This window comes from Micromonospora sp. SCSIO 07396 (genome assembly GCF_053667945.1).
This window is the reverse complement of sequence record NZ_CM132210.1, coordinates 3373663-3397602: the sequence shown is the minus strand read 5'-3', so window position 1 is coordinate 3397602 and position 23940 is coordinate 3373663. Positions and strand designations below refer to the sequence as shown.

Sequence of the window (23940 nt, the reverse complement as noted above, 5' to 3'; positions counted from 1 at the left end):
CATACCGGCTGGTCGGAATAAATGAGGAGAAGGCCGTGAAGTTCGGAATCATGAACCTGTTCCCGGTGGCCGACGGCGCATCGGACCATCAGGTGCTCCGAGAAACCCTCGAAGAGATCCAGCTGGCCGACGAGCTGGGCTTCGACTCGGTCTGGCTCGCCGAGCACCACTTCTCGAAGTACGGCATCCTCGGCAGCCCGGTGAACTTCGGCATGGCCGTCGCCGAGCGGACCCGCCGGATCACCATCGGCACCGCCGTCCTGGTCCTCCCGCTGCACCACCCGCTGCGCCTGGCCGAGGACATCGCCGCCCTCGACGTGCTCAGCGGCGGCCGGGTCTCGATCGGCGTCGGCCGCGGCTACCAGCCCGCCGAGTTCGCCGGCTTCGGCGTGCCGCTGGAGGAGTCGAAGCAGCGCTACCAGGAAACCCTGGAGATCCTGCGGCTCGCGCTGTCGCAGGAGAACTTCTCCTACCACGGCGAGATCTTCCACTACGACAACGTCACCACCTACCCCCGGCCGTTCACCCCCGGCGGGCCGCCCATCCTGCAGGGCACGGTCTCCCCGGAGAGCTTCCGGGAACGCGGCGCGGTCGGCGAGTCGATCATCACCTCACCGAACTTCACGCCGTTGGGAATCATGCAGAAGAACTTCGACCTCTACCGGCAGAGCATGCGGGACAACGGCTTCGACCTGTCCACCTACGACCTGCCGTTCATGCAGCAGGTCTGGTGCGGCGACGGCGACGAGGGACTGCGCGCGGCAGCCCAGGCGGCCATGAACTACTACAAGTCTGTCGGCAAGGTCATCCCCGGCTCGGAGGACGCCATCGCCCAGGAACGCGCCTACTACGCGGCCGTCGCCAAGAACATCGAACTGCTCACCCTGGAGCAGACCCTGACCCACGGCGGCAACTTCGGCTCGGCCGAGCGCGTCATCGAGACCATCGAGATGCTGCGCGACCAGCTCGGCATCAACCACTACATCGGCTGGCTGCGGATCCCGTCGCTGGACCGGGCCGCCGCGCTGCGCTCCATGGAGGAGTTCGCCGACAAGGTCATCCCGCACTTCCGGGCCCAGGACCGCGCCGCCGGGCGGGTGCCCACCGCCGAGGCGGTCCTCGGGTGAAGATCAGCTGCTTCCTGAGCGCCCAGTTCGATCCGTCGGCGTCCGCCGCCGAGGGCATCGACGGCGTACTGGCCCAGGCGGCCGCCGCCGAGGCGGCCGGCTTCCACGCCGTCTACCTCGGCCACCACTACCTGGCCCGGTCGGCGTTCGTCCAACCCGTCCCGCTGGCCGGCTACCTCGCCCACGCCACCTCGCGGGTCCGGATCGGGTTCGGCGTCCTGCTGGCCCCGCTGCTGAACCCGGTCGCCCTCGCCGAGGACCTGGCCTCCCTCGACGTGCTGTGCGGGGGCCGGCTGACCGTCGGCATCGGCGCCGGCTACCGCAAGCGTGAGACCACCGCGTTCGGCGTCGCCTGGGAGGACCGGCTGCGCCGGCTGCGGGAGTACGTGCCGATCCTGCGCGCCCTGTGGAACGGCGAGACGGTCGACGTCGCCGGCAGCTGGGGCGAGGCTCCCGGCGCGTCCCTGGCACTGCGCCCGGCCCAGCCCGGCGGCCCGCCGCTGTGGATCGGCGCGTTCGCCGAGCCGGCCGTCCGCCGCGCCGCCCGGCTGGACGCCCCCTGGCTGATCGGACCCAAGGGCGACGACGCCGAGCTGGCCAGGCTACTCGGGATCTACCGGGCCGACCTGGGCGAGCGTGGCTTCTCCCTCGACCGGGAGTACCCGATGAGCCGTGAGGCGTACCTCGGCGACAGCTACCCGGCGGCGGTCGCGGCCGTCCGCCCGCACCTGCAACGCCAGTACGCCGGCTACCGGTCCTGGGACGACGCGCAGTCCCTCGATCTCGACCGCTATCTGGCCGAGGACTGCCTGGTCGGCTCGGCCGACGAGATCGTGGCCAAGCTGCTCCGCTGGGAGACCGAACTGGGCATCACCGAGGTGTCGCTGCGCCACCAGTTCGTCGGCGCGGGCCAGGACGAGGCGATGGAACAGCTCGCCCGCTTCGGCGCGGAGGTCATTCCGAGGGTCGCCGCGACCGCACCCGGGGTGACCCGGTGAGCGCCGGCAGCCTGGTCGGCATTCTGGAGGGCCGGTGCGCCGACCGGGGCGACCTGCCCGGCCTGTACGGCGAGGACGGCCGGTCCTGGACGTTCGACCAGATCGACCTGCTCGCCGGGGGCGTCGCCGCCGCGCTGCGGGCCGAGGGCGTCGGCCCCGGTGACCGGGTCGCCTGTTACCTGACCAACGGCCCCGAGATCGTCTTCCTGCTCTTCGGGGCCTGGAAGATCGGCGCGGTGCCGGTCACCGTCAGCAGCCTCTACAACGCCGCCGAACTGGCCGAGTCGGTGGCCAAGACCGCGCCCCGGCTGCTGCTGGTCGACGACCGCCGGCCCGACGTGGTCGCCGCGTTCCTCGCCGCCCGGTCCGACCCCGACGGGAACGGCGTAGCTGACGCCACCGCCGTCCCGGTCCGGTCCGTCACGGCGGCGTTGACCGACGTGCCCGAACTGCCGTGGCGGCAGGAGACCCGGGTCACCGGCGTCGACGTGGGGCCGGAGGCCGAGGCGTGCATCCTGTTCACCGGTGGCACGACCGGGCGGCCGAAGGCGGTCAGCGTCACCCACGGCGGGACGCGGGAGTCGCTGATCCGGCTGGCCCGGGTCACCACCGGCACCGAGGCCGAGGGCAGCGCCGCCCGCGACGCCCGCCCCAACCTGATCGCCCTGCCGCTGTTCCACAGCGGCGGCCAGCACGCGCTGCTGTTCGCGTACTTCGTCGGCCGGCCGGCGGTGGTCTGGGAACGGTTCGGCGTCGACCGGCTCGCCGACCTGATGCCCCGCTTCGGCTTCGACAACCTGTTCCTGCTGCCCACCATGGTCTACGACATCGTGCACGCCGAACGGGACCTGCCGTTCGCCGGGGTCAGGTCGGTGCTGGTGGCCGGGCAGGCGATCTCCTGGCCGGTGCGGCGGGCCTTCGAGGAGCGCTACCGGGTGCCGATCCTGGTCAACTACGGCTCGACCGAGGCCGGGCACATCGCCGGCTGGACCGGCCGGGACATGAGGGCCGGCCGGTGGAAGCCCGGCTCGGCCGGCCGGGTCTACCCGGGCGTCGAGCTGGAGATCCGCGACGACGCCGGGGCCGCGCTGCCGACCGGCGCGCAGGGCGAGGTGGTGGTCCGCTCCGCCCTGACCCGGGGGTACGTCGACGACGCCGCCGCCTCGGCCGAGCTGGTCCGCGACGGCTGGGTGCACACCGGCGACATGGGCTACGTCGACCCCGACGGGGTGCTCTTCCTGGTGGGCCGCAAGCGGGACATGATCAAGTGCGGTGGTTTCCAGGTCTGGCCCGAGGAGATCGAGGACGAACTGCGGACCCATCCGCTGGTGCGCGACGTCCGGGTGCTCGGCCGGCCGGACGACCGGCTGGGCGAGATCCCGGTGGCGCTGGTGGTCCGCGCCGCCGACGACACGGTCGACGACACCGACCTCGCCGCGCGGCTCGTCGCGTACGCCCGGGAACGGCTGGCCCACTTCAAGGCCCCCCGGCGGATCGAGTTCGTGCCGGCGCTGGAACGCAGCGCCACCGGCAAGCTCAGCCGGGTGGCGGCCCCATCGCAGGGAGGCGGAGGACGATGAGGTTCGGCATCATGGCGTCGCACCAGTACCCGCCCGGCGACGACCTCGGTAGGCACCTCGACGACCTGTTCGGCACCGTCGAGCTGGCCGCCGAACTGGGCTACGACTCGGTCTGGACGATCAACCACTTCCAGTCCAACCTGGCCACCCCGCAGCCGATCTCGATGCTGGCGAGCCTGATCCCGCGTTCGGGGGACATGCTGCTCGGCACCGGCATCCTGCTGCTGCCGATGTTCCACCCGGTGCACGTCGCCGAGGAGTTCGCCACCCTGGACCACCTCTCCGGCGGGCGGGTGATCCTCGGCGTCGGTGCCGGCTACCGGGAGAACGAGTTCGCCGCCTTCGGCGTCGACCCGGAGAGCCGGTTCCGCCGCTTCGACGAGAGCCTGCGGCTGATCCGGGCGCTGTGGACCGGGAAGCCGGTCACCCACGACGGGGAGTTCTACCCGCAGGTCGACGCCACCATCGGCATCCCGCCGCTGACCCCGGGCGGGCCACCGATCTGGGTCGGCGCGGGTGGCAAGAAGGCGGTCCGTCGGGCCGCCCGGCTCGGCGACGCCTGGTACGCGCCGGGCAACTCGCCGAGCCGCCGGTTCCTGCCCGAGCACCTGGCCGTCTACAACGAGGCGTTGGCCGAGTACGGGCGGGACCCGGCGACGGTGCAGCGTCCCGTGGGCGTGGAGCTGTACTGCGCGCCGAGCACCGAACAGGCCGTCGCGGAGGCGCTGCCGCACGCCCGGGTCGAGTACTCGACGTACGCCGAGTATCCGGCGCTGCGCTGGCAGCGGGACCGGTTCGACGAGCTGGTCCGTAACACGCTGCTGCTGGGTTCACCCGAGTTCCTCGTCGAGCGGATCTCCGCCCTGCGGGACCTCGGGTTCGACCATCTCATCTTCCGGCCCGGGTGGCTGGGCATGCCCACCGAGAAGCTCCGCGCCTCGCTGCGGCTGTTCGCCGCCGAGGTGATCCCCGCCTTCCGTACCACCACCTGACCTAAGGAATTCGCCGTGAAGAAGACCGAAGCCGAACTGCTGGAGAACCAGTGGGACGTCGAGAACATGGAGGTCGACCCCGAGGTCCTCGCCAAGTACGTCCGCTACCACGTCGACGAGGAACGGGCCGTCGCCACCATCACCTTCGACCGTCCGGAGCGGCTCAACGCCATCCCGGTGGCCGCCTTCGAACGGGTCGGTGACCTGGTGAAGGAGGCGGAGACCGACGACCGGGTCAAGGTCATCGTGTTCACCGGGGAGGGGGAGCACTTCGGCACCGGTGCCGACGCCGCCGAACTCGGGCACTACATCGGCTACAAGACCGGCACCGACAAGGCGTCCCGGCGTCGTCCGGCGCAGCGGCAGCGCATCCTGCCCGACCGCAACGTGCTCAGCTCCGGCTTCACCCGGCCGATCATCGAATCGCTCAAGGCGACCATCTGCCAGGTGCAGGGCTACTGCTACGGCGGGCACTTCCAGATCGCGCTGTCGGCCGACATCGTCATCGCCTCCCCGGACGCCCGGTTCACCCACCCGGCGTTCCGCTACCTGGGGCCCGCGCCGCAGGACATGTACCACTGGATCGAGAAGGTCGGCCTGACCACGATGAAGGACGTCATGCTCACCATGCGGGCGATCGGCGCGGAGGAGGGTGAACGCAAGGGCCTGGTCACCAAGGTCGTCCCGCGTGACGAACTCCAGAAGTGGGTCGACGACTACGCCGACGCGATCGCGGTGATGCCGCTGGACTCGCTGATGATGGGCAAGTCGATGATGCAGGTGGTGATGGAGGCGCGCGGCAAGGGCCTCGGGGCGATGACCGGCTGGGTCGGGCACGGCTGGGCCACCAACGTCAGCTTCGCCGACGGCGACTGGAACTTCCTCAAGGAACGCCGGGAGAAGGGCATCGGGCAGGCGCTGGCCGACCGGGACCGGCTGGTCGCCCCGTACTTCCGGCTCAGCGACAGCCGGTCGCGGGAAGAGTAGGCGACGGCGTGAGGTTCGGCATCCTGCTCGACCACCAGTACGCCCCCGGCGACGACCTGGGCCGGCGCATCGGGGAGACCGTCGAGTACGTCCAGCACGTCCGTGACCTGGGCTACGACTCGGTCTTCGGCATCCACCACTACCTGTCGTCGCTGCGCACCCCGCAGCCGCTGCCGCTGCTGAGCCGGCTCATCGACCACTCCGGGACGATGCAGCTCGGCACCGGCATCCTCATCCTGCCGCTGGGCCACCCGGTGCACTGGGCCGAGGAGATCGCCACCATCGACCAGATGTCCGGCGGCCGGTTCGTCCTGGGCATCGGCTCGGGCTACCGCGACGTCGAGTTCACGTCGTTCGGCATCGAACGGCGGACCCGGGTGTCCCGGATGAACGAGGCGCTCGCGGTGATGCAGCAGCTGTGGACCGGGGAGCCGGTGCACCACGAGGGCAAGCACTTCACCCTGGACGGGGTGCGGTGCAGCGTACTGCCGGTGCAGCGCCCGCACCCGCCGGTGTGGGTGGGTGCCAACGGCCCGACCGGCATCGCCCGGATCGCCCGGCAGGGGCTGCCCTGGCTGGCCCCGTCCAACGTGCGCCGTAACTGGGCCGTGGGCAACCTGGCCGACTACCGCGAGCAGCGGCGGGCCGCCGGCTTCGACGAACGGGAGGCGGTCTTCCCGATCCACCGGGACCTGTGCGTGGCCGACTCCGCCGACGCCGCGTTCGCCGTCGCCGGGGAACAGGTGAAACGCTCCTACGGCGAGTACGTCCAGTACGGCATGGACTTCTTCGAGTCGCAGTGGGACGCGATCAAGGAGAAGGCGCTCTTCTTCGGCTCGCCCGACGACATCGCCGCCAAGATTCAGGATTTCGCCGACGCCGGCTTCAACCATTTCGTCTTCCGCGCCCAGTGGCTCGGCCTGCCGATCGAACGGTCCATCGAGATCGTCGAGCGGTTCGCCCGCGAGGTGATGCCGAGGTTCCGGCCATGAGGATCGGTCACGTGATCGTCCCCGCCGACGACCTGGACGCCCAACTCGCCTTCTACACCGCGCTCGGGCTGACGGTGCGGTTCCGCGACGGCGACCGCTACGCCGCCGTCACCGACGGCACGGTCACCATCGGCCTCGCCGACGCCGGCCAGCAACCCGTCGCCGGCCGCACCGTGCTCAGCATCCAGGTCGACGACCTCGACGCCTGCCTCGCCCAACTGGCCGCCGTAGGCGTCACCGCCACCACCCCGACCACCGGCCCGCACGAACGCCGGGCCCTGATCACCGACCCCACCGGCAACCCCCTGACCCTCTACCAACCCCACCCCTGACCCCCCACCCCCCACCCCACCCCCACCCCACCCCACCCCACCCCCTCACCCACCCCCACCCCACCCCGGTGATCAAGAGAAAAGCGTCAGGAGTGATCTCCACGATGACGCAAACCTCTTGATCATCTGACGCAAACCTCTTGATCACCGAAGCGAGCCGGGACAGCACCTCCACCTCACGCAGCGGCGGGGGTAGGACACGGAGAGCGGGCAAGGGGCCGGCAGGGCACGGGGGCGGGAGGGGGCGGGGCGGCTGGTACGGAGGGCAGGGGAGGGCACGGGCGGTCGGAGAGGTACGAGAAGGAGATCGATGTGAGTGTGAGTGACGAACTGCGGGGCCTCACCGTCGGTGTGCTCGGCGGGACGGGGCCGCAGGGGCGGGGGTTGGCGCGGCGGTTCGGGGCGGCCGGGCTGGACGTCGTACTCGGGTCGCGGGACGCCGAGCGGGCCGCGCGGACGGCGGCCGGGTTGCCCGGCCGGGTCCGGGGCGGGTCGAACGCCGATGCCGCCGGGCAGGCCGACATCGTGGTGGTCGCGGTGCCCTGGGAGGGGCACGCCGAACTGCTCGCCACGCTCGCCCCGGCGCTGGCCGGGAAGATCGTCGTGGACTGCGTGAACCCGTTGGGCTTCGACAAGCAGGGTGCCTACGCGCTGCCCGTCGCGGAGGGCTCCGCCGCCCAGCAGGCCGCCGCGATCCTCACCGGGTCGCGGGTCGTCGCCGCGTTCCACCACGTCTCGGCCGTGCATCTGGAGGACCCGGACCTCGACCGGGTGGACACCGACGTGCTGGTGCTCGGCGACGACCGCGAGGCCACCGACCTGGTCCGGGACCTCGCCGCCGCCATTCCCGGTGTACGGGGCGTCTACGGCGGCCGGCTGCGCAACGCCCACCAGGTCGAGGCGTTCACCGCCAACCTGATCTCGGTCAACCGGCGCTACCGGGCCCACGCGGGCCTGCGCGTCACCGACGTCTGACCCCGCCCCCCGGCCGAAGACCCGCCGCCCCCGGCCGAAGACCCGTCCCCGGCCGAAGCCGCGCTGTCACCGGCAGCAGACCCCGCCCCGGCACGAAGGAGCATCCATGGATCTCGCCCGTACCACCGCCATCGTCACCGGCGCCGCATCCGGGCTGGGCGCGGCGACCGCCGCCGCGCTGGCCGCCGCCGGTGCCACCGTGCACGGCTTCGACCTCGGGCCGGCCATCGCGGCGGCCGGCGACACCCCGTCCGGGGTACGGCTGGTCGACGTCGACGTGTGCGATCCGGTGTCGGTGCGGGCGGCCGTCGACCGGGCGGCCGACGGCGACGTGCCCCTGCGGACGGTGGTGAACTGCGCCGGGATCGCCCCGTCACAGCGCATCCTCGGCCGACGCGGCGTGCACGACCTTGACCTGTACGCCCGCGTGGTGCGGGTCAACCTGGTCGGCACGTTCACCGTGCTGACCCTGGCCGCCGAGCGGATCGCGCAGACCACCCCGGACGGGCACGGCCAGCGGGGCGTGATCGTCAACACCGCCTCGGTCGCCGCGTTCGAGGGGCAGGTCGGTCAGGCGGCGTATGCGTCGTCCAAGGGCGGCGTCGTCGGCCTCACCCTGCCCGCCGCCCGGGACCTCGCCCCGCACGGCATCCGGGTCATGACGATCGCGCCCGGCATCATGCTGACCCCGATGATGCAGACCGTGTCGGCGCAGTACCGGGCCGGGCTCGCCGCCGGGGTGCCGTTCCCGGCCCGTCTCGGCGACCCCGGCGAGTACGCCGCGCTCGTGCTCGCCGTCGTCGGCAACGACTACCTCAACGGCGAGGTGGTCCGGCTCGACGGGGCGCTGCGGATGACGCCCCGCTGACCGTACGGGGGTCAGTAGGCGTAGGTGACCGAGATGGTGGCGTTGGGGCAGCCACCGGCCAGGCTGGTCAGGGCGCTCTTCTCGGCGCTGTCGACGGTGAGCCGCCACCGGGTCTTGGTGGCCACCCACTCGTTGACGTACCGGCACCGGGCGGCGGCGTACGGCGGCAGCCAGGTGGCCGGGTCCTGGTCGCTCTTGGCCTGGTTGACGTTGTCGGTGACGGCGGCCAGCGGGCGGCTGTCGCCGAGGTCGTTGGCGTACGCCTGGCGGCGGCTGGTGGTCCAGGTACGCGCGCCGGAGTCCCATGCCTCGGCCAACGGCACCATGTGGTCGATGTCGAGGTCACCGGTGGCGGTCCAGTAGGCGTTGTCGTAGTAGGAGTACCAGCGTCCCCCGCTCAGCGTGCAGGTGCCGGTGACGGTGGGCGCGCTGACCGCCTCGGCGAGCAACACCTCGTTGCGGGTGTTGCAGCCGTCGCCGTCGGCGTCGATCCAGTGCGGGAAGAGGTCACGGCTGTATCCGGTACGGATCTCGGTGGCGACGGGAAGGTCGGCGACGGCGGTGGTCAGCGGGGCGGAGTAGCCGGCGGCCTCGGCGGGGTGGGCGAGGCCGAGCGTGGCGGCGAGGACCGCGGCGGGGATGGTCGCGGCGGCGCGCAGGTGTCGGTTCATGGGTGCTCCGTCCGGTCAGATGCGGGCTCCGTTGCCCCATGTATAGACGGAAGTCGAAGGAACGGTCCAGTGGGCCCGGTGTGAACGGTGGCCGAACTCGCCGGTCAGCGGCGGGTCGGCAGCCGAGCCAGCTTGTCCGGGTTGACCACCAGCAGCAGCCGTTCGATGCCCCGTACCGAGGTGTCCAGGGTGATCAGGGTGACCGGCCGGTCGGCGGCGACCAGCACCCCCGGGCCGCCGTTGACCTGGACCAGGCCGACCGTCGTGCCCCGCCAGTACTTGCGCCGCACGTTGTCCAGGAAGTTCGTCACCCGGGCCGGCCCGCACACGTCCCGGCGGGCCGCGTGCACCCGGCCACCGCCGTCGGAGCGGGCCACCACGTCGGCGGTGAGCAGCCGCTCCAGGGTGGCCAGGTCGCCGTCGCGGGCCGCGCCGAGCAACGCCTGCGCCAACCGCCGACGGTGCTGCGGCGCGGCGGGCGCGGGGCCTTCGACGGCGAGGTGCCGCCGGGCCCGGGTGGCCAGCTGCCGCGCGTTCGGCTCCGACGTGCCGAGCACCTCGGCGATCTCCCGGTACGGGTAGTCGAACGCCTCACGCAGCACGTACGCGGCCCGCTCGGCGGGGGTCAGCCGCTCCAGCAGCAGCAGGACCGCGACGTCCAGGGCCGCCGCCCGTTCCGCGCCCAGGGTCGGATCGGCGTCGGTGGCGACCGGTTCGGGCAGCCACGGCCCCACGTACGTCTCCCGGGTGGCGCGGGCGGAGGTGGCCGCGTTCACCGCCAGCCGGGTGGTCGTGGTGGTGAGGAAGGCCGCCGGGTTGCGTACCCCGCTGCGGTCGGCGCGCTGCCAGCGCAGCCACACCTCCTGCACCACGTCCTCGGCCTCGACGACGCTGCCCAGCATCCGGTAGGCCAGCCCGAACAGTCTCGGCCGTACGTCGAGGAACGCGGTCAGGTCGGCCGGCGCGACGGCCGCCGGCGCGTCGGCGGCGGCCCCGGACCCGGTCGTCATGCACCCACGGTAGGGGGTGCGGCGCGGGGGCGCGGCGGCACCCGCCGGCCCCCCGCGCCGGGTCAGCGTCCGCGCCACTGCGCCAGCCGGGTGCCGCCGGTGCGGGCGTCGCCGAGCGGAACCAGCGCCTGCTCGGCCAGCAGCGCCCCGAAGTAGCGCCCCTGCGGGTCGCTGACCACCGGGCGGGGGTCACCGGCGGCGGTCAGCGTCGCCCGGCCCAGCTCGTCCAGGCGGAACCGTTCGGGTCCGGCCAGCTCCACGATCCCGTCGGCAGGCGTGTCGAGGGCGATCTCGGCCAGCACCGTCACCACGTCGTCGGCGGCGACCGGCTGGATCAGCGCCGACGGCAGCCGTACCTCCCCGTCCACCACTGACGACTCGACGATGGCCGGCACGAACTCGAAGAACTGGGTGGCGCGCAGCACCGTCCAGGGGACGCCCGCGGCGGCGATCAGCGCCTCCTGGGCCACCTTGGCCCGCATGTACCCGCTGTCGGGGATGCGGTCGACGCCGACGATCGACAGCGCCACGTGGTGCCGTACGCCGGCCTTCGCCGCTGCCTCCAGCAGGGTCCGGGTGGACGTCCCGAAGAACGCCAGCACGGCGTCCGCCTCGAACGACGGGGAGTTCGACACGTCCACCACGACGTCCGCGCCGTCGAGCGCCTCGGCCACGCCCGCGCCGGTGAGCGCGTCGACCCCGGTCCGTGGCGAGGCGGCCACCGCCTCGTGGCCCTGCTGCCCGAGCAGCGCCACCAGCCTGCTGCCGATGAGTCCGCTGCCCCCGATGACGACGATCTTCATGGTCGATCCACTCCCTGTCCGTCCCTGGCGGTCGCGCCGCCCCGTACCTCTACGACCGACGGGACCGGTGATCCGTGACAGGCGTCGTGGCGGGCCGGGAGCGGGGCGGCGGCCCGGTGGGGTGGCCGGGTCACGGTCCGCCGGTGGCCGCGGCAGCGGGTAGCGTTCCCGCGGTGGGTGCGCCGGCACCCGGGTGAGGAGACACCATGGCGGGCACGACGACGGTGGAGGTTCCGACCAGCGACGGCGCGGCGGAGGCGTACCTGGCCCGGCCGGACGGGGACGGGCCGTTCCCGGCGGTGCTGTTCTTCATGGACGCCTTCGGGCTGCGTCCCCGGCTCGCCGAGATGGCCGAGCGGATCGCCGCGCGGGGTTACCTGGTGCTGGTGCCGAACCTGTTCCACCGCACCGGCCCGATGCCGCGCGTCGACCTCGCCGACCTGGCCGACCCGCAGCGGCGCGGCGAGTTGTTCGGCCGGATCGTGCCGCTGATCATGGCGCTCACCCCGGAGTTGGTGGCCCGGGACGCCGGGGCCTATCTGGACTTCCTCGCCGCCCGTGACGACGTCGCGGACGGGCCGGCGGCGATCGTCGGGTACTGCATGGGTGGCACCAACGCGCTGCGCGCGATCGAGGCGCACCCGGACCGGATCGCGGCGCTGGCCAGCTTCCACGCCGGACGGGTCGTCACCGACGAGCCGGACAGCCCGCACCGGGGCGTCGGCGCGGTCACCGGTGAGCTGTACTTCGCCCACGCCGACCGGGACGACTCGATGACCGCCGACCAGATCGCGACGTTGGAGGCGGCGCTCGACGCCGCCGGGGTCGCCTACCGCTCCGAGGTGTACGTCGGTGCCCCGCACGGCTTCACGATGGCCGACACCGCGATGTACGACGAGGGGGCCGCCGAGCGGCACTGGACGGCGTTGTTCGACCTGCTGGACCGGACCTTCCGGGGGTCGGCGCGGCGGTCGGATGACGGTCCCCATGCGAGCGTATGACAGTCGCGTGACATTCGGCCCGCAGCGTCCCGCCGTGGTTTCACCGCCCGCCCGCCGGGGGCAGAGTCCAGGTCGACAGCGACTCGTGGAGGGACGACACACGTGGAAGTACAGGGCTTCTTTACCGCCATCATCATCGGTCTGATCATCGGTGCCCTGGGTCGCCTCGTGGTGCCCGGGAAGCAGAAGATCTCGATCCTGCTCACCCTGGCCATCGGCGTGGTGGCGGCGATCCTCGGTACCCTGCTCGCCGGCGCGTTCGGGGTGGACGACACCCCGGGCATCGACTGGATCGAGCTGTTCCTCCAGGTGGCCTTCGCGGCCGTCGGCGTGGCTGTTCTCGCCGGCACGTACGGCCGACGTCGGCACTGACCCGCACCCCCTCGCGTCGGCCCGCCCTCTCCCCGGGGCGGGCCGACGCGGCCGTTGCGCCGGGTGGCGGTCCAGGTACCCCCGGGGGTATGTTGGCGGCAGGAGGTGCACCGTGAAACTGCGACCGGAGATGACCGGCGACGCGCTGACCCGGCTCAAGCGGGCCCGGGGTCAGCTCAACGCCGTGATCGAGATGATGGAGAACGGCGAGGACTGCCGGGAGGCGTTGACCCAGCTGGCGGCGGTCTCCAAGGCCATCGACCGGGCCGGCTTCAAGATCATCGCCTCCGGGATGCGGCACTGCGACGCGGCGCGCGGGCGCGGCGAGACCCCCGAGATGACCGAGGCCGAGCTGGAGAAGCTCTTCCTGGCGCTGGCCTGACCCGCGAACGGCGTCCCGCCCGGCCCGCCTGAGCGCGCTCCGGGCGGGTACTCCGTACCTCGGAACACGAACACCCGTCTGTCCGTTACATACCCCCTGGGGTATAAGCAGAAAGAGAGGTTTGTCATGACTGTTGACGTGACGGTGCTCAGCACGTCCTCCCTCGGCGACCGCAGCTACCTGGCCACCGACGGCCGGGTCGCGGTCGTGGTCGACCCGCAACGCGACGTCGACCGCGTCCTGCGCCTGGCCGGCCAGCACGACGTCCGGATCACCCACGTGGTGGAGACCCACCTGCACAACGACTACGTCTCCGGCGGCCGGGAACTCGCCCGGCTCACCGGCGCCGAATACCTGGTGGCCGCCGCCGACCAGGTCGACTTCCCCCGCACCCCGGTCGACGACGGCGACGAGGTGCCCGTGTCGGACACCCTGCGACTGCGGGTGGTCGCCACCCCCGGCCACACCTTCCACCACCTGTCCTACGTCCTGGACGCCGCCACCGACGGCGGCTGGCAGGCGGTCGGGGTCTTCACCGGCGGCTCCCTGCTCTTCGGCACCACCGGCCGCACCGACCTGCTCGGCCAGCAGCACGCCCACGAACTCGCCCACCACCAGTACGCCTCCGCCCGGCGGCTGGCCGACCTGCTGCCCGACGGCACCCAGGTCTGGCCCACCCACGGCTTCGGCAGCTTCTGCTCCGCCACCCAGTCCGACGCCCCCGACTCCACCATCGGCCGGGAGCGGCAGGTAAACCCGGTGCTCCGGCTCGCCGCCGCCGACTTCGTCACCGACATCCTCGCCGGCCTGGACGCCTACCCCGCGTACTACGCGCACATGGGGGCCACCAACGCCGCCGGCCCTGCGCCGATCGACCTCACCCCGGTCACCCGCGCCGACGCCGGTCAACTGCGTGAGCGGATCGCCGCCGGGCAGTGGGTGGTCGACCTGCGGCACCGCAAGGCGTACGCCGCCGCGCACCTCGCCGGCACGGTCAGCCTCGGCCTCGACGGGCCGATGTCCACCTGGCTCGGCTGGCTGATCGACTGGGGCGCCCCGCTCACCCTGCTCGCCGAGACCCCGGAACAGATCGCCGAGGCCCAGCGGGAACTGGCCCGCATCGGCATCGACCGGCCCGCCGCCCAGGCCACCGGCGGCCCCGAACGGTGGGCCGCCGACCCCGGCCAGCTCCGCGAGCAGCCCACCGCCGACTTCGCGGCCCTGGCCGCCGCCCGCGCCGGGAACCCGCCCGCCGGACTGCCCGCCCCGCAGGTCGTCCTCGACGTGCGGATGACCAACGAGTGGACGGCCGGGCACCTCACCGACGCCGTGCACGTCCCCCTGCCCGACCTGCGGGCCCGGCTCGCCGAGATCCCCACCGGGGTGATCTGGGTGCACTGCGGCTCCGGCTACCGGGCCAGCGCCGCCGCGTCCCTGCTGGCCAACGCCGGCCGGACGGTGGTCGTCGTCGACGACCGGTTCGACCGGGCCGCGCCCGCCGGCCTCACCCTCACCACCCCCGCCTGACATCCCCACCCGCCACGGCGGACCCGAAACGAGGAGAGATGGACCGTACCGACCCCACCCGCACGGCCACCGTCGACGCCGAGACCCTGCGTGCCCTGGTCGACGCCGGCCGGGCACCCCGGCTGCTGGACGTCCGCACCCCGGCCGAGTTCGCGACCGCACACATCCCCGGCGCCTACAACGTCCCGCTCGACCTGCTCCGCGAACACCGCGAGGAGCTGCGGCGACACCTCGACGAGGAGGTGGTGCTGATCTGCCGCTCCGGCGCACGGGCCGGCCAGGCCGGCCGGGCGCTCGCCACCGCCGGCCTGCCCCACCTGCGGGTCCTCGACGGCGGCATGCTCGCCTGGGAGAAGACGTCGGCACCCGTCCGGCGGGGCACCCCCCGCTGGGACCTGGAACGGCAGGTACGCCTCGTCGCCGGGTCGATCGTGCTGGTCAGCGTCCTCGGCTCGGTGCTGGTGCCGGGACTGAAGTGGGTCGCCGCGCTGATCGGCGGCGGGCTCACCGTTGCCGCCCTCACCGACACCTGCGCCATGGGCATGCTGCTGGGCCGGCTGCCCTACAACCGGGGCGTCGGATGCGACCTGGACGGTGTCGTCGCCCAGCTACGCGGTGACACCGGACGGCAGGGGTGAGCGCCACCCTGCCGTTGACCGTCGGGCTGGCCGTGCTGATCGGGGTCAGCCTCGGCCTGCTCGGCGGTGGCGGTTCCATCCTGGCCGTGCCGCTGCTGGTCTACGTCGCCGACCTGCCGGTACGGGAGGCGATCGCCACCTCGCTGCTCGTCGTCGGCGTCACCAGCCTCGTCGGGGTGCTGCCGCACGCCCGGGCACACCGGGTCCGCTGGCGTACCGGGTTGGTGTTCGGCCTCGCCGGCATGGCCGGGGCGTACGTCGGTGGGCGGCTGGCCGGCCACCTCCCGCCGACGCTCCTGCTCACCGGATTCGCGGTGCTGATGCTGGCCACCGCCGTCGCCATGATCCGCGGCCGACGGGTCGCCGGGGGGACCGGGCCGCACGGGCTGCCTCTGGCCCGGGTGCTCGCCGACGGGGCGGTGGTCGGGCTGGCCACCGGACTCGTCGGGGCCGGCGGCGGGTTCCTGGTGGTGCCCGCGCTGGCGCTGCTGGGCGGCCTGCCGGTGCCGGTCGCCATCGGCACCTCGCTGGTGGTGATCGCGATGAAGTCGTTCGCGGGTCTCGCCGGCTACCTCTGGACCGTCGACATCCACTGGCCGCTGGCGCTCGCCGTCACGGCCGCCGCCGTGCTCGGCAGCCTGCTCGGCGGGCGGCTCACCGGCCGGGTGCCGGCCGAGGTCCTGGGTCGGTCGTTCGGCTGGTTCGTGCTGGTGATGGGTGGTTTCGTGCTGGTCCGGCAACTACCCGGCGAGGTTCGGGCCGACCCGGCGCTGTGGACCGGCCTGGCCGGCCTCGCGGCCGGCGCGGCGCTCGCCGCGCTGGCCTGTGCCCGACGTGCCCCGTCCGGGGCCGGTCGGGCAGCGCCCCGCCCCGCCGACTGACCACCCGGCCGGGCCTGCGGCGCGGTCACCGGGGGCGGCGACGCAGGTTGGCCAGCTTCTCCATGCCCTGCCGGGCCTGGACGGTACGCAGCAGTTTGCTGGTCTCCTTGCGGAAGTGGCTGCACTGCTTGCCGAACTCGCCCACCGACTGGTCCTTGCTCGCCTGGAGCAGCCGTTCGGCGTACTCCAGCCAGCTGTGGCCCTCCCACGGGCACGGCTCGGCGATCGGATCGGCCGCGGAGGTCAGCTCGGCGGCCAGCAGGATCGCGCGGGCCATCAGGAACATGGTGACCGGGGTGACCCGACCGGCCAGGTGGACCTGCTGGAACACCCGGCACCCGTCGAAGAAGTGGAACGCCTTCACCGCCTTCTCGGGGTCCCGCCGCAGCTCCGCCATCCGCAGGTAGACCGCACCGAGACCGCGCAGGAGCTGCACCTCGGTGAAGTTCTCCCGGAGGAGGTCGGCGATCGTCGAGTGGGACTCGTCGGTGACCTCCCGGTCGGCCGGCGGACGCACCCGGGGCGTGGGGTCGAAGACCCGGCTGAGCTGGTCGGCGAACTCGCTGCCCTCGGCGATCCGCCACACCCCCCGGTCGGCCAGGCTGGTGACCACGGCGTCGCCGCTGCGCCGCCGGTTGAGCATCCGCGCGACACCCTCGGTGTAGCCGCCGTTGCTCATGATCTCGGTGGCGACGTTCTCGACGTCGCTCCAGGCGATCTCCCGGTTCAGTTCCAGGTCGACCCGGGTCCGCAGGATCACCAACTGCTCCAGCAGCGGACCCTCCCGCTCCTCGGCGGCGAGCAGGTCGCCCGCCTCCAGCAGCAGCGGACGCGGGTCGGGATCGTTACGCGGCCAGCCGAAGTGGGCGTACCCGACGATGGCCTCGACCATGGCCAGCCCGTACCGCAACCGTCCCCGACCGTCCGACGCGGTCACGATCAGCCGCCGGTACGTCTCGATCGCCTGCCGGTACTCCCAGATGTAGCGGTGGAACTCCGCCCGGACCTCCAGCACCCCCGGATGGTCCGGCCAGCGCTGCTCGGCGGCCCGGATCAGCTCCCAGACCGTGCTGTTGTCGACGTCGTTACGCCGGTGCACCCCCTGCTCGTCAGGCTGCTGCTCGCCCACCCCCAGCCAGCGCCGGTACTGCCGCTCCAGTCCCACCTCCATCTGGAGCAGCTCGATCGAGTGGCTGAACCGGCGCAGGTGCCCGTCGAGCTTGTCCCGGCGGAGCCGGTAGACCCGGCGGATGTCGACCAGATCCTCCGGCCGCAGCCGCTTCCTGCGCTCCAGGCGCTCCACGCCCTCCGGGGTGGCCGCGGCCAGCAGGTTACCCTCGCTGCTCCACCGGGCCCGGTGGCACCACAGGTCGAGCACCGCGTGGTGCCAGGTGGTGTGCTCCTGTTCGGCCAGCCAGTTCTGCACCTCCTTGATCCGGCGCAGCAGTTTCTGGTCGCGGGGTCGGGTCCGGGGGGCGTCACCGCCGCGCGGGGACGCGTCGATCTCGGCCCGCCAGCCGCCCAGCTCCCGCTGGATACGCAGCTCCCGCAGCAGCGACCGGGCGCTCGGCCGGTCCTCGTGGGCCCGCTTCGCGCACTCCAGCGCGACCTCGGCCTCGGTCGTCGCCTCGGCGAACCTGTTGTTGCGACGCAGGCAGTGCGCGACGAACAGGTGCACCTCCGCCTCGATCCCGGGGAACAGCGGGAACTCGCCGTCGGTCAGCACCAGGGCCATCGTCCGTCGGGCGGCCTCCAGCTGGCTGACCACGTCCGGGTCGCTGCGGTGCACGGCGTGCAGCAGCCGCCACACGTACATCCGGGTGTCGCCGGGCCAGCGGGCCGGCGAACCCCAGGCCGTCGTCAGCTCCTCGACCACCCGCCGGCCCGTCGCCTCCTGGTCGGCGAAGGTGGGCTGTTCGGCGACGAGCAGCGTCGCCACGCCGCACAGCCGCATGCTCCACAGTCCCCGGTCGCTGTCCGACCCGGACAGGGCCAACCCCTCGCTGACCGCCGCCGTCGCCTCGGTCAGCGTCGCCACCCGTTCCGCCAGGGTGCGCTCCCCCCGGGCGCGACCGCACAGCAGCCGGTGGCGCATCTGCAACACCGCGAACCGGTCCCGCAGGGTGACCGGCTCGGGCATCAGCCCGAACAGCTCGAACGCGGTGCCCAGCGCGGCCCGCGCGGCCGGCACCCGGCCCGAGGTGAGCTGGAGGTCGACGGTGTTCAGCAGCCAGGAGATCGCCACGGTGATCAGATCCGGGCGGTTGCCGCCGGCCACCCGGGCGCAGTCGGCCAGCACCGGCGCGGCCTGCTCCCGGGCCGGCAGCAGGCTCGTCCCCGCCCGCAACCGGCGGCCACCGATGAACAGCGCGGTGTCGATCGACTTCAGCAGCCGGTGCGACAGCGCGTCCCGGTCGGCCTGCCCGATCGCCTCCGCCACCGCGTCGGCGGCGGCCACGAACGCCTCGCGCACCTGCTGGCTCTGCCCGGTGGCCCGCATCGCCTGGTTGAGCCGGGCGGCACCGGCGACCACCGGGTAGCCGCTGGCCCGGACCGGCCGGGCGGCGGGGACGTCCACCTCGACCGGCGGCGCGACGGCGTCGGTCGGGGTGGTGACCGGCCCGTCGGTTGCCGCGACGGCCGTGGCCTCCAGCAGCACCGGGCTGAACGCCGCGTCGCCAGAGTGCGCGGCGGCGAGCTTGGTCAGCGTCTCCCGCAGCCGGGGGTATCCGGCCACCACCGCCTCGTCGAGGCAGCCGATCGCCCGGTCGACGCCCTTCAGGACGTGCCGGTCGGAGTTGTCCGGGTGGCGTTGCCGTTGCCGCAGCATCGCCATGACCAGTGCGAACATCGCCTCGGCCACCGGCTCGTCGAGCTGGTCGGGGGTGAGTTCGGCACCATCGACGAGTGCCCGCCCGTAGACGTTGTCGCCGCCGCTGCCGCGCAGGGTGGCGGTCAACGCGTTGCTCAGCGCGTGCCGGGCCGACCGGCCCAGGTCGTGCCAGAGGACGCCGTCGTGCTCCTGCTGGGTGAGGATGCGCGCCTCGACCAGGTGGTGGGTGGCCTGCGGGGTGAGCCCGCAGCCCATCGTTTCGAGCAGTTCGGCGGACATCCACAGCCCGTCGGTGATCGCCCAGGCGGTCAGCACGGCCAGCGCACCGGGCCGGCCCCGCTTGCCGTCGACGCCGGTCCACAGCGCGAAGCAGTCCACGTCGCGCAGGCCGGCACCGACCGTGGCGGCCGAACGGCGCAGCAGCGCGTCGATGAGGTGTTCGACGCCCGGCTGCTCGATGCGCTTGTTCAGCACGTCGTTGGCGAGTTCGTCGATGCCGTTGTGCAGCACCCCGGGCAGCCGGACCAGCTTGTCGTCCAGCTCCGTCCAGAGCCGGCCCTCGGCGAGCCCGGCGATGGTCAGGCCGCCGCCGTACAGCGGGTCGGCGAGCACCTGGTCGACCAGTGCGGTGGCCTCGTCCTCACTGAGTTCCCGCAGCTGGATCACCGGCAGGTAGCGCAACCGGTTGTCGCCGCTGACGTGGACCTCCGCCCGGGTGGCGATGATGACCAGCGCCCGGTCGAACACGGACAGCTCCAGCAGCCGGTCGAGCTGCGCCCGGACCGCCCCCGGCCGGGTGCCCAACCGGGAACCCTCGACGAACAGGATCAGCCGTCGGCGGTGCAGCTGCCGCTGCAACTCCTCGACCAGGGTCGTCCGGACCGCCTCGGCGTAGTCCATGCCGTAGTCGGTGACGTCGTCGATGGTGACGTCGAGTTCCCGGGCGAGCGCCCCGAGCACCGGCTCGGGCGCGCTGCTGTTGGGGATGTCCAGCCGCAGCAGTGCCACCTCGTCGAGCTGCCCGGCCTCCTCGGCGAAGCGGGCCAGCACCTCGTCGACGAAGTACCGCTTGCCGGCGTGCCGGGGCCCGACGACCGGCAGCACCGCCCCCTGTGGCAGGCGCAGGCTGGCCCCGCCCCGGACCAGTTCCGGGACCCGGCCGGCGAACGGCAGCTGCCGGTCCGGCCAGGCGCTCTCGAAGCCGGCCCGCTCGCCGTGGTCGGTGGGGGAGCCGGCGGGCCGGCGGGGGAACGGCACCGCACGCCGCTGCGGCGGACGCCACGCGGGGTTACGCACCCAGCCCCGGTCGAACTCGACCGGGCTGCGGGCCGGCGGCGGAAAGCCTTCGCCGGCCAGGAGTTCCCCGGCCTCCCGCAGCACCTCCGTCGGGCTCAGCCACTCGGGCGCGTCCGCCCGGCCGCGCCCGAAGACCTCCAGCAGGGCCCGGGTGAACGGGGTGTGCAGCTCGTCCGGGCCGGCGTCGAGCGCCGGCCCACTGCGGACGGCCGCCATCAGCTGCCAGCCACGGTCCTCGTCGAGGTGCAGCGCCTCCGACGGCAGGACCAGGCTGGCGTTGCCCGCGTGGCAGCAGTCGAGGATCAGCAGGCACCGCTGGGCGTCGGTGCCCCTGGCCGCCGCCACGAAACTCTCCACCGGGAACTCCTTGCCGGAGGTGTCCGCAGCCTCGTGGGGAAGGAGCCGTAGCGACCGGCCCGCCAGGACGGCGTGACCGGCGAAGTAGACCACCAGCACGCCGTCGCGGCCGACGAGCCGGGCCCCGTCCTCGACGTACCCGGCCAGGTCGTCGGCCGTGGGGTCGGGCACCACGGCGATCCGCCGCTTCGGCAGCCCCCAGACGGCGGGATCGGCGAACGCCTCGGCCAGGGCCGTGAGGTTGTCCCCGGCGGCCGGGACGGTCAGCCCCAGATGGGCGTAGGAGCTGACCCCCAGCAGGACGGCACGGGACTGGGCCGGATCGAACCGTGGTTGGTGCGCAGCGGTCACCGCAGGCCCTGCTTGAGCACCGCGACGACGTCCTCGGCCGAGCCGCTGGCCTCGATCTTCACCTCCCGGGTGCCGTCCGGGCTGTCGGTGAGGGTCACCGTGACGGTGGTGTCGCCGCCGCGCCGGGCGCCGCGCCGGGCCTGGTACCAGTCGTACACCGCCTGGATCACCACGGGCAGCAGCACGTCCTGGCCGATGAACTCCAGCACCTCGGCGGCCCCGAGGGTGCCCGGCTCGGGTGCGCGGTGGATCAGCCGGACCCGGGCGTCGCGCAGCTCCGGGTCGGCCACCAACTCGTCGCGAAGGTCGTGCACCGGCGACTCGTCGGAGTCCGAGACCGAGAAGATCAGACGCATGCCGTCATCATGGCCCATGCCGTCACGCGGTGTCAGCCGCGGGACGCTCTCCTGTCGTCCTGTCGACACAGTCCCGCCGACCGTCCATGTCGGACCACCGCCACGACCGAGTCCGGTGTGAATTGCGCGGCCGGTGGACCGTCCGATGTGGGGGAGGCGTCGGTGGTGACGGAGTGCCGGCTCAGGAGCCGGCGGGCACGGTGTCGTCGGTGGGTGGGAACGCCAGCGCCACGGTCAGGTCGAGCACCGTGCCGGGCTCGTTGAGCCGGTCGCCGTACAGCTCGCGCAGCCGGCCCATCCGGTACCGGACCGTCTGCGGGTGCACGAACAGGTCGGCGGCGACGTCGTCGCGCCGGCCCTGGTGCAGCAGCCAGGACCGCATCGTCTCGGCCAGCCGCGCGGCGGTCGCCGCCGGGAGCGTGGCCAGCGGCGCGAGCACCTGGGCGCGCAGGTCGGCCAGCGCCTCCGGGTCGGTGTGCAGCACCAGCCGGGCCAGGTGCTGCTCGGTGTCCCACGCGGCGGCGTCCGCCGGTGACGGCAGGCCGAGGGCGAGCGCCTTCAGCACCCGCTGGTACGACCGGGCCACCGCGACCCAGGGCCGGGCCGGGCCGAGCACCGCGCGGTGCCCGTGCAGCGCCGTGGCGAGCTGCCGCCGCCGTCCACCGTGCATGTCCGGTACGAGCAGCAGCGCCCCCTCCTCGGCCCACTGCGCCCCGGGCAGTTCCTCACCGCTCTCCAGGGTGTGCGTCGGGAGCACCGCGAGCACCCCGCGCAGGCTGCTGCGGGGCAGCACCACCACGGTCAGGGTCTGCGGCGGGGGCCACTCGGCCCGTTCGGCGCTGCGCCGCAGCACCTCCTCCGGCTCGCCGGTCAGCAGTTGCTGGGTGAGCCGGTCCAGGTCGCGCCGCCGGGCCCGGCCGACGTTGGCCAGCTCGTCGGAGTGGCCGGCGACGCTGGCGGCGGAGAGTTCGTCGATGTAGGCGAACATCAGCTCGGCGAACTCGGCGACCGTCTCGGCGGACAGCCCGCTGCGTACGGTGGTGGTGGAGACCTCGCGCCAGGCCACCCGGGCCCCCACCCGGTACGCGGCCAGCAGCGCGTCCATGCTGCGCCCCGCCCGCGCCTCCCCGGCGCCCAGCGCGTACGCGGCCTCCAGCGCCCGGTTCAGCGGGGTGCTCGGGTCGGCCGCGGTGCCGGCCCGCTCGATGAGCTGGAGGAACGTGCCCAACGCGATGCGTACCGCATTCTCGATCTTCTCGCGCATCTGGCCGGTGAGGGTGCCGGAGTAGGCGGGGACCTCGGCGGTGATGGTGGTCACGGTGTGCGCGGCGACCATCGGCAACCGGCCGCGTAACCGGGCGGCCACCGGCGCGTCGAGTTCCAGCCGTCCGCCGGGGTGGCCGGCCGCCTCCGTTTCCGACATGTTGTTCCCTTCGAACAAGTTATCGCGTCCGATTCACCTTCCCTGGTCAAGATGTTATGCGGAAGTGCGAGGACCCTGGGTTCATGACCACCACCGTCCCGCACCGCCCGGCGAAGACCACCGTCCGGGACCGGCTCCTGCGGTTGGCCGAGACGGTCACCACCCCGCTGCTGCCGGAGGACTACCTCGACCTGGTCGCGCCGCTGCGCGCCGGGGCCGCCCTGCGCGGGCGGATCGTCGCCGTCGAGCCCGAGACCCCCGACGCGGCGACCCTCACCATCCGGCCCGGCCGCGACTGGCGCGGCCACACCCCCGGCCAGTACGTCCGCCTCGGCGTCGACGTCGACGGGGTACGCCAGTGGCGGGCCTACTCGCTGACCTCCGCCCCCGACCGCCCCGACCGCCTGATCAGCGTCACCGTCAAGGCCATCCCCGACGGCCGGGTCAGCAACCACCTGGTCCGGCGGACCCCGGTCGGCACCGTCGTCCAGCTCGACCAGGCACTCGGTGACTTCGTCCTGCCCGACCCGGTTCCCGCCCGGGTGCTGTTCCTCACCGCCGGCAGCGGCATCACCCCGGTGATGGGCATGCTCCGCGCCGGTGTGCACACCCGCGCCGACGTGGTCGTGGTGCACTCCGCGCCGACCCCCGACGACGTCGTGTTCGGCCCGCAGCTGCGGGCGCTGGCCGGGCAGGGCGGCATCCGCCTGGTCGAGCGGCACACCGACCGGCACGGCCTGCTCGGCGTCGACGAGCTGGCCACCCTGGTCCCCGATTACCTCGACCGGGAGACCTGGGCGTGCGGTCCGGTCGGGATGCTCGACGCGGTGCAGGAGCACTGGGCGGCGGCCGGCGTCGCCGACCGGCTGCACACCGAACGGTTCCGGCCGACGGTGATCGCGCCCGGCGAGGGCGGCACCGTCACCTTCACCCGCACCGGCCTCACCCTCGCCGCGGGCGGCGGCACCCCGATCCTCGACGCCGGTGAGGCCGCCGGCGCGCTGATGCCGTCCGGCTGTCGGATGGGGATCTGCTACGGCTGCGTCCTGCCGCTGCGCCAGGGGGCGGTGCGGGACCTGCGGACCGGGGAACTCACCACCGCCGTCCCCGGTGACGGCGTGCTCATCCAGACCTGCGTGTCGGCGGCGGCCGGCTCCTGCGACATCGATCTCTGACCGGAGGCCGGAC

The 23940-nt window shown here is 73.3% G+C and carries 22 protein-coding genes; 16 read left to right on the top strand and 6 right to left on the bottom strand.

The window, feature by feature from the left end:
• Positions 1-35: 35 nt before the first annotated feature.
• The 9 genes from ACWCHM_RS14585 (at position 36) to ACWCHM_RS14545 (ending at position 8851) form a co-directional block, all read left to right on the top strand.
• Positions 36-1127 carry an LLM class flavin-dependent oxidoreductase gene (locus ACWCHM_RS14585; RefSeq protein ID WP_204961052.1) on the top strand — a complete coding sequence of 364 codons (1092 nt, stop codon included), beginning with the start codon at positions 36-38 and terminating at the stop codon, positions 1125-1127.
• The gene (locus ACWCHM_RS14580) at positions 1124-2125 is read left to right on the top strand and encodes an LLM class flavin-dependent oxidoreductase (RefSeq protein ID WP_454222745.1); all 1002 of its coding nucleotides are present in this window, start codon (positions 1124-1126) and stop codon (positions 2123-2125) included. Before ACWCHM_RS14585 ends, ACWCHM_RS14580 begins: the two co-directional genes overlap by 4 nt.
• Positions 2122-3705 carry a class I adenylate-forming enzyme family protein gene (locus ACWCHM_RS14575; protein WP_454222744.1) on the top strand — a complete coding sequence of 528 codons (1584 nt, stop codon included), beginning with the start codon at positions 2122-2124 and terminating at the stop codon, positions 3703-3705. Before ACWCHM_RS14580 ends, ACWCHM_RS14575 begins: the two co-directional genes overlap by 4 nt.
• A complete protein-coding gene (locus ACWCHM_RS14570) occupies positions 3702-4697 on the top strand; it encodes an LLM class flavin-dependent oxidoreductase (RefSeq protein WP_204961055.1) in 996 nt (331 codons plus the stop codon). The genes ACWCHM_RS14575 and ACWCHM_RS14570 overlap by 4 nt, the downstream gene beginning before the upstream one ends.
• Before the next feature lie 15 nt (positions 4698-4712).
• Positions 4713-5684 (top strand): enoyl-CoA hydratase/isomerase family protein, encoded by a 972-nt coding sequence (locus ACWCHM_RS14565; RefSeq protein WP_204961056.1) that lies wholly within the window; start codon positions 4713-4715, stop codon positions 5682-5684.
• Between the two features lie 8 nt (positions 5685-5692).
• On the top strand, positions 5693-6676 hold the full coding sequence (locus tag ACWCHM_RS14560; RefSeq protein WP_454222742.1) for an LLM class flavin-dependent oxidoreductase: 984 nt from the start codon (positions 5693-5695) through the stop codon (positions 6674-6676).
• Positions 6673-7008, top strand: coding sequence for a VOC family protein (locus tag ACWCHM_RS14555; protein WP_204961058.1), 336 nt, complete (start codon positions 6673-6675; stop codon positions 7006-7008). Before ACWCHM_RS14560 ends, ACWCHM_RS14555 begins: the two co-directional genes overlap by 4 nt.
• Positions 7009-7314: 306 nt before the next feature.
• Positions 7315-7983 carry an NADPH-dependent F420 reductase gene (gene npdG / locus ACWCHM_RS14550; protein WP_204961152.1) on the top strand — a complete coding sequence of 223 codons (669 nt, stop codon included), beginning with the start codon at positions 7315-7317 and terminating at the stop codon, positions 7981-7983.
• Between the two features lie 106 nt (positions 7984-8089).
• Positions 8090-8851: an SDR family NAD(P)-dependent oxidoreductase gene (locus ACWCHM_RS14545; RefSeq protein ID WP_281898263.1), complete on the top strand. Its 762-nt coding sequence runs from the start codon at positions 8090-8092 to the stop codon at positions 8849-8851.
• A gap of 11 nt (positions 8852-8862) precedes the next feature.
• Here the strand turns inward: ACWCHM_RS14545 and ACWCHM_RS14540 are convergent, their stop codons facing one another.
• The 3 genes from ACWCHM_RS14540 to ACWCHM_RS14530 form a co-directional block, all read right to left on the bottom strand.
• On the bottom strand, positions 8863-9522 hold the full coding sequence (locus ACWCHM_RS14540; RefSeq protein WP_204961060.1) for an HNH endonuclease family protein: 660 nt from the start codon (positions 9520-9522) through the stop codon (positions 8863-8865).
• Positions 9523-9626: 104 nt separating this feature from the next.
• Entirely contained in the window at positions 9627-10532 is a 906-nt protein-coding gene (locus ACWCHM_RS14535; protein ID WP_454222741.1) for an RNA polymerase sigma-70 factor, read from the bottom strand.
• 62 nt (positions 10533-10594) lie between these two features.
• The gene (locus ACWCHM_RS14530; protein WP_454222740.1) at positions 10595-11335 is read right to left on the bottom strand and encodes an SDR family oxidoreductase; all 741 of its coding nucleotides are present in this window, start codon (positions 11333-11335) and stop codon (positions 10595-10597) included.
• A 206-nt stretch (positions 11336-11541) separates the two neighbouring features.
• Between ACWCHM_RS14530 and ACWCHM_RS14525 the strand changes: the two genes are divergently transcribed.
• From ACWCHM_RS14525 to ACWCHM_RS14500, 6 genes are all read left to right on the top strand, one after another.
• Positions 11542-12336, top strand: a complete 795-nt coding sequence (locus ACWCHM_RS14525; RefSeq protein WP_204961063.1) for a dienelactone hydrolase family protein — start codon at positions 11542-11544, stop codon at positions 12334-12336.
• A 102-nt stretch (positions 12337-12438) separates the two neighbouring features.
• A complete protein-coding gene (locus ACWCHM_RS14520; protein WP_204961064.1) occupies positions 12439-12708 on the top strand; it encodes a GlsB/YeaQ/YmgE family stress response membrane protein in 270 nt (89 codons plus the stop codon).
• Positions 12709-12820: 112 nt separating this feature from the next.
• Positions 12821-13090, top strand: a complete 270-nt coding sequence (locus tag ACWCHM_RS14515) for a metal-sensitive transcriptional regulator (RefSeq protein WP_204926517.1) — start codon at positions 12821-12823, stop codon at positions 13088-13090.
• Between the two features lie 126 nt (positions 13091-13216).
• A complete protein-coding gene (locus ACWCHM_RS14510; RefSeq protein WP_454222739.1) occupies positions 13217-14617 on the top strand; it encodes a rhodanese-like domain-containing protein in 1401 nt (466 codons plus the stop codon).
• Positions 14618-14655: 38 nt separating this feature from the next.
• The gene (locus tag ACWCHM_RS14505; protein ID WP_454222738.1) at positions 14656-15255 is read left to right on the top strand and encodes a rhodanese-like domain-containing protein; all 600 of its coding nucleotides are present in this window, start codon (positions 14656-14658) and stop codon (positions 15253-15255) included.
• A complete protein-coding gene (locus ACWCHM_RS14500) occupies positions 15252-16136 on the top strand; it encodes a sulfite exporter TauE/SafE family protein (protein WP_454222737.1) in 885 nt (294 codons plus the stop codon). The genes ACWCHM_RS14505 and ACWCHM_RS14500 overlap by 4 nt, the downstream gene beginning before the upstream one ends.
• A 25-nt stretch (positions 16137-16161) precedes the next feature.
• On the opposite strand, the gene ACWCHM_RS14495 is transcribed toward ACWCHM_RS14500, so the two are convergent.
• The 3 genes from ACWCHM_RS14495 to ACWCHM_RS14485 all read right to left on the bottom strand — a co-directional run bounded on the left by ACWCHM_RS14495 (position 16162) and on the right by ACWCHM_RS14485 (position 22752).
• Positions 16162-20973: a hypothetical protein gene (locus ACWCHM_RS14495; RefSeq protein WP_454222736.1), complete on the bottom strand. Its 4812-nt coding sequence runs from the start codon at positions 20971-20973 to the stop codon at positions 16162-16164.
• Positions 20970-21329 (bottom strand): effector-associated constant component EACC1, encoded by a 360-nt coding sequence (locus tag ACWCHM_RS14490; protein ID WP_204961069.1) that lies wholly within the window; start codon positions 21327-21329, stop codon positions 20970-20972. Before ACWCHM_RS14490 ends, ACWCHM_RS14495 begins: the two co-directional genes overlap by 4 nt.
• 181 nt (positions 21330-21510) lie before the next feature.
• On the bottom strand, positions 21511-22752 hold the full coding sequence (locus ACWCHM_RS14485) for a PucR family transcriptional regulator (protein ID WP_204961070.1): 1242 nt from the start codon (positions 22750-22752) through the stop codon (positions 21511-21513).
• Positions 22753-22835: 83 nt separating this feature from the next.
• Here ACWCHM_RS14485 and ACWCHM_RS14480 point away from each other — a divergent pair, with 83 nt between their 5' ends.
• Positions 22836-23927 carry a ferredoxin reductase gene (locus ACWCHM_RS14480; protein ID WP_454222735.1) on the top strand — a complete coding sequence of 364 codons (1092 nt, stop codon included), beginning with the start codon at positions 22836-22838 and terminating at the stop codon, positions 23925-23927.
• Positions 23928-23940 lie beyond the last annotated feature (13 nt).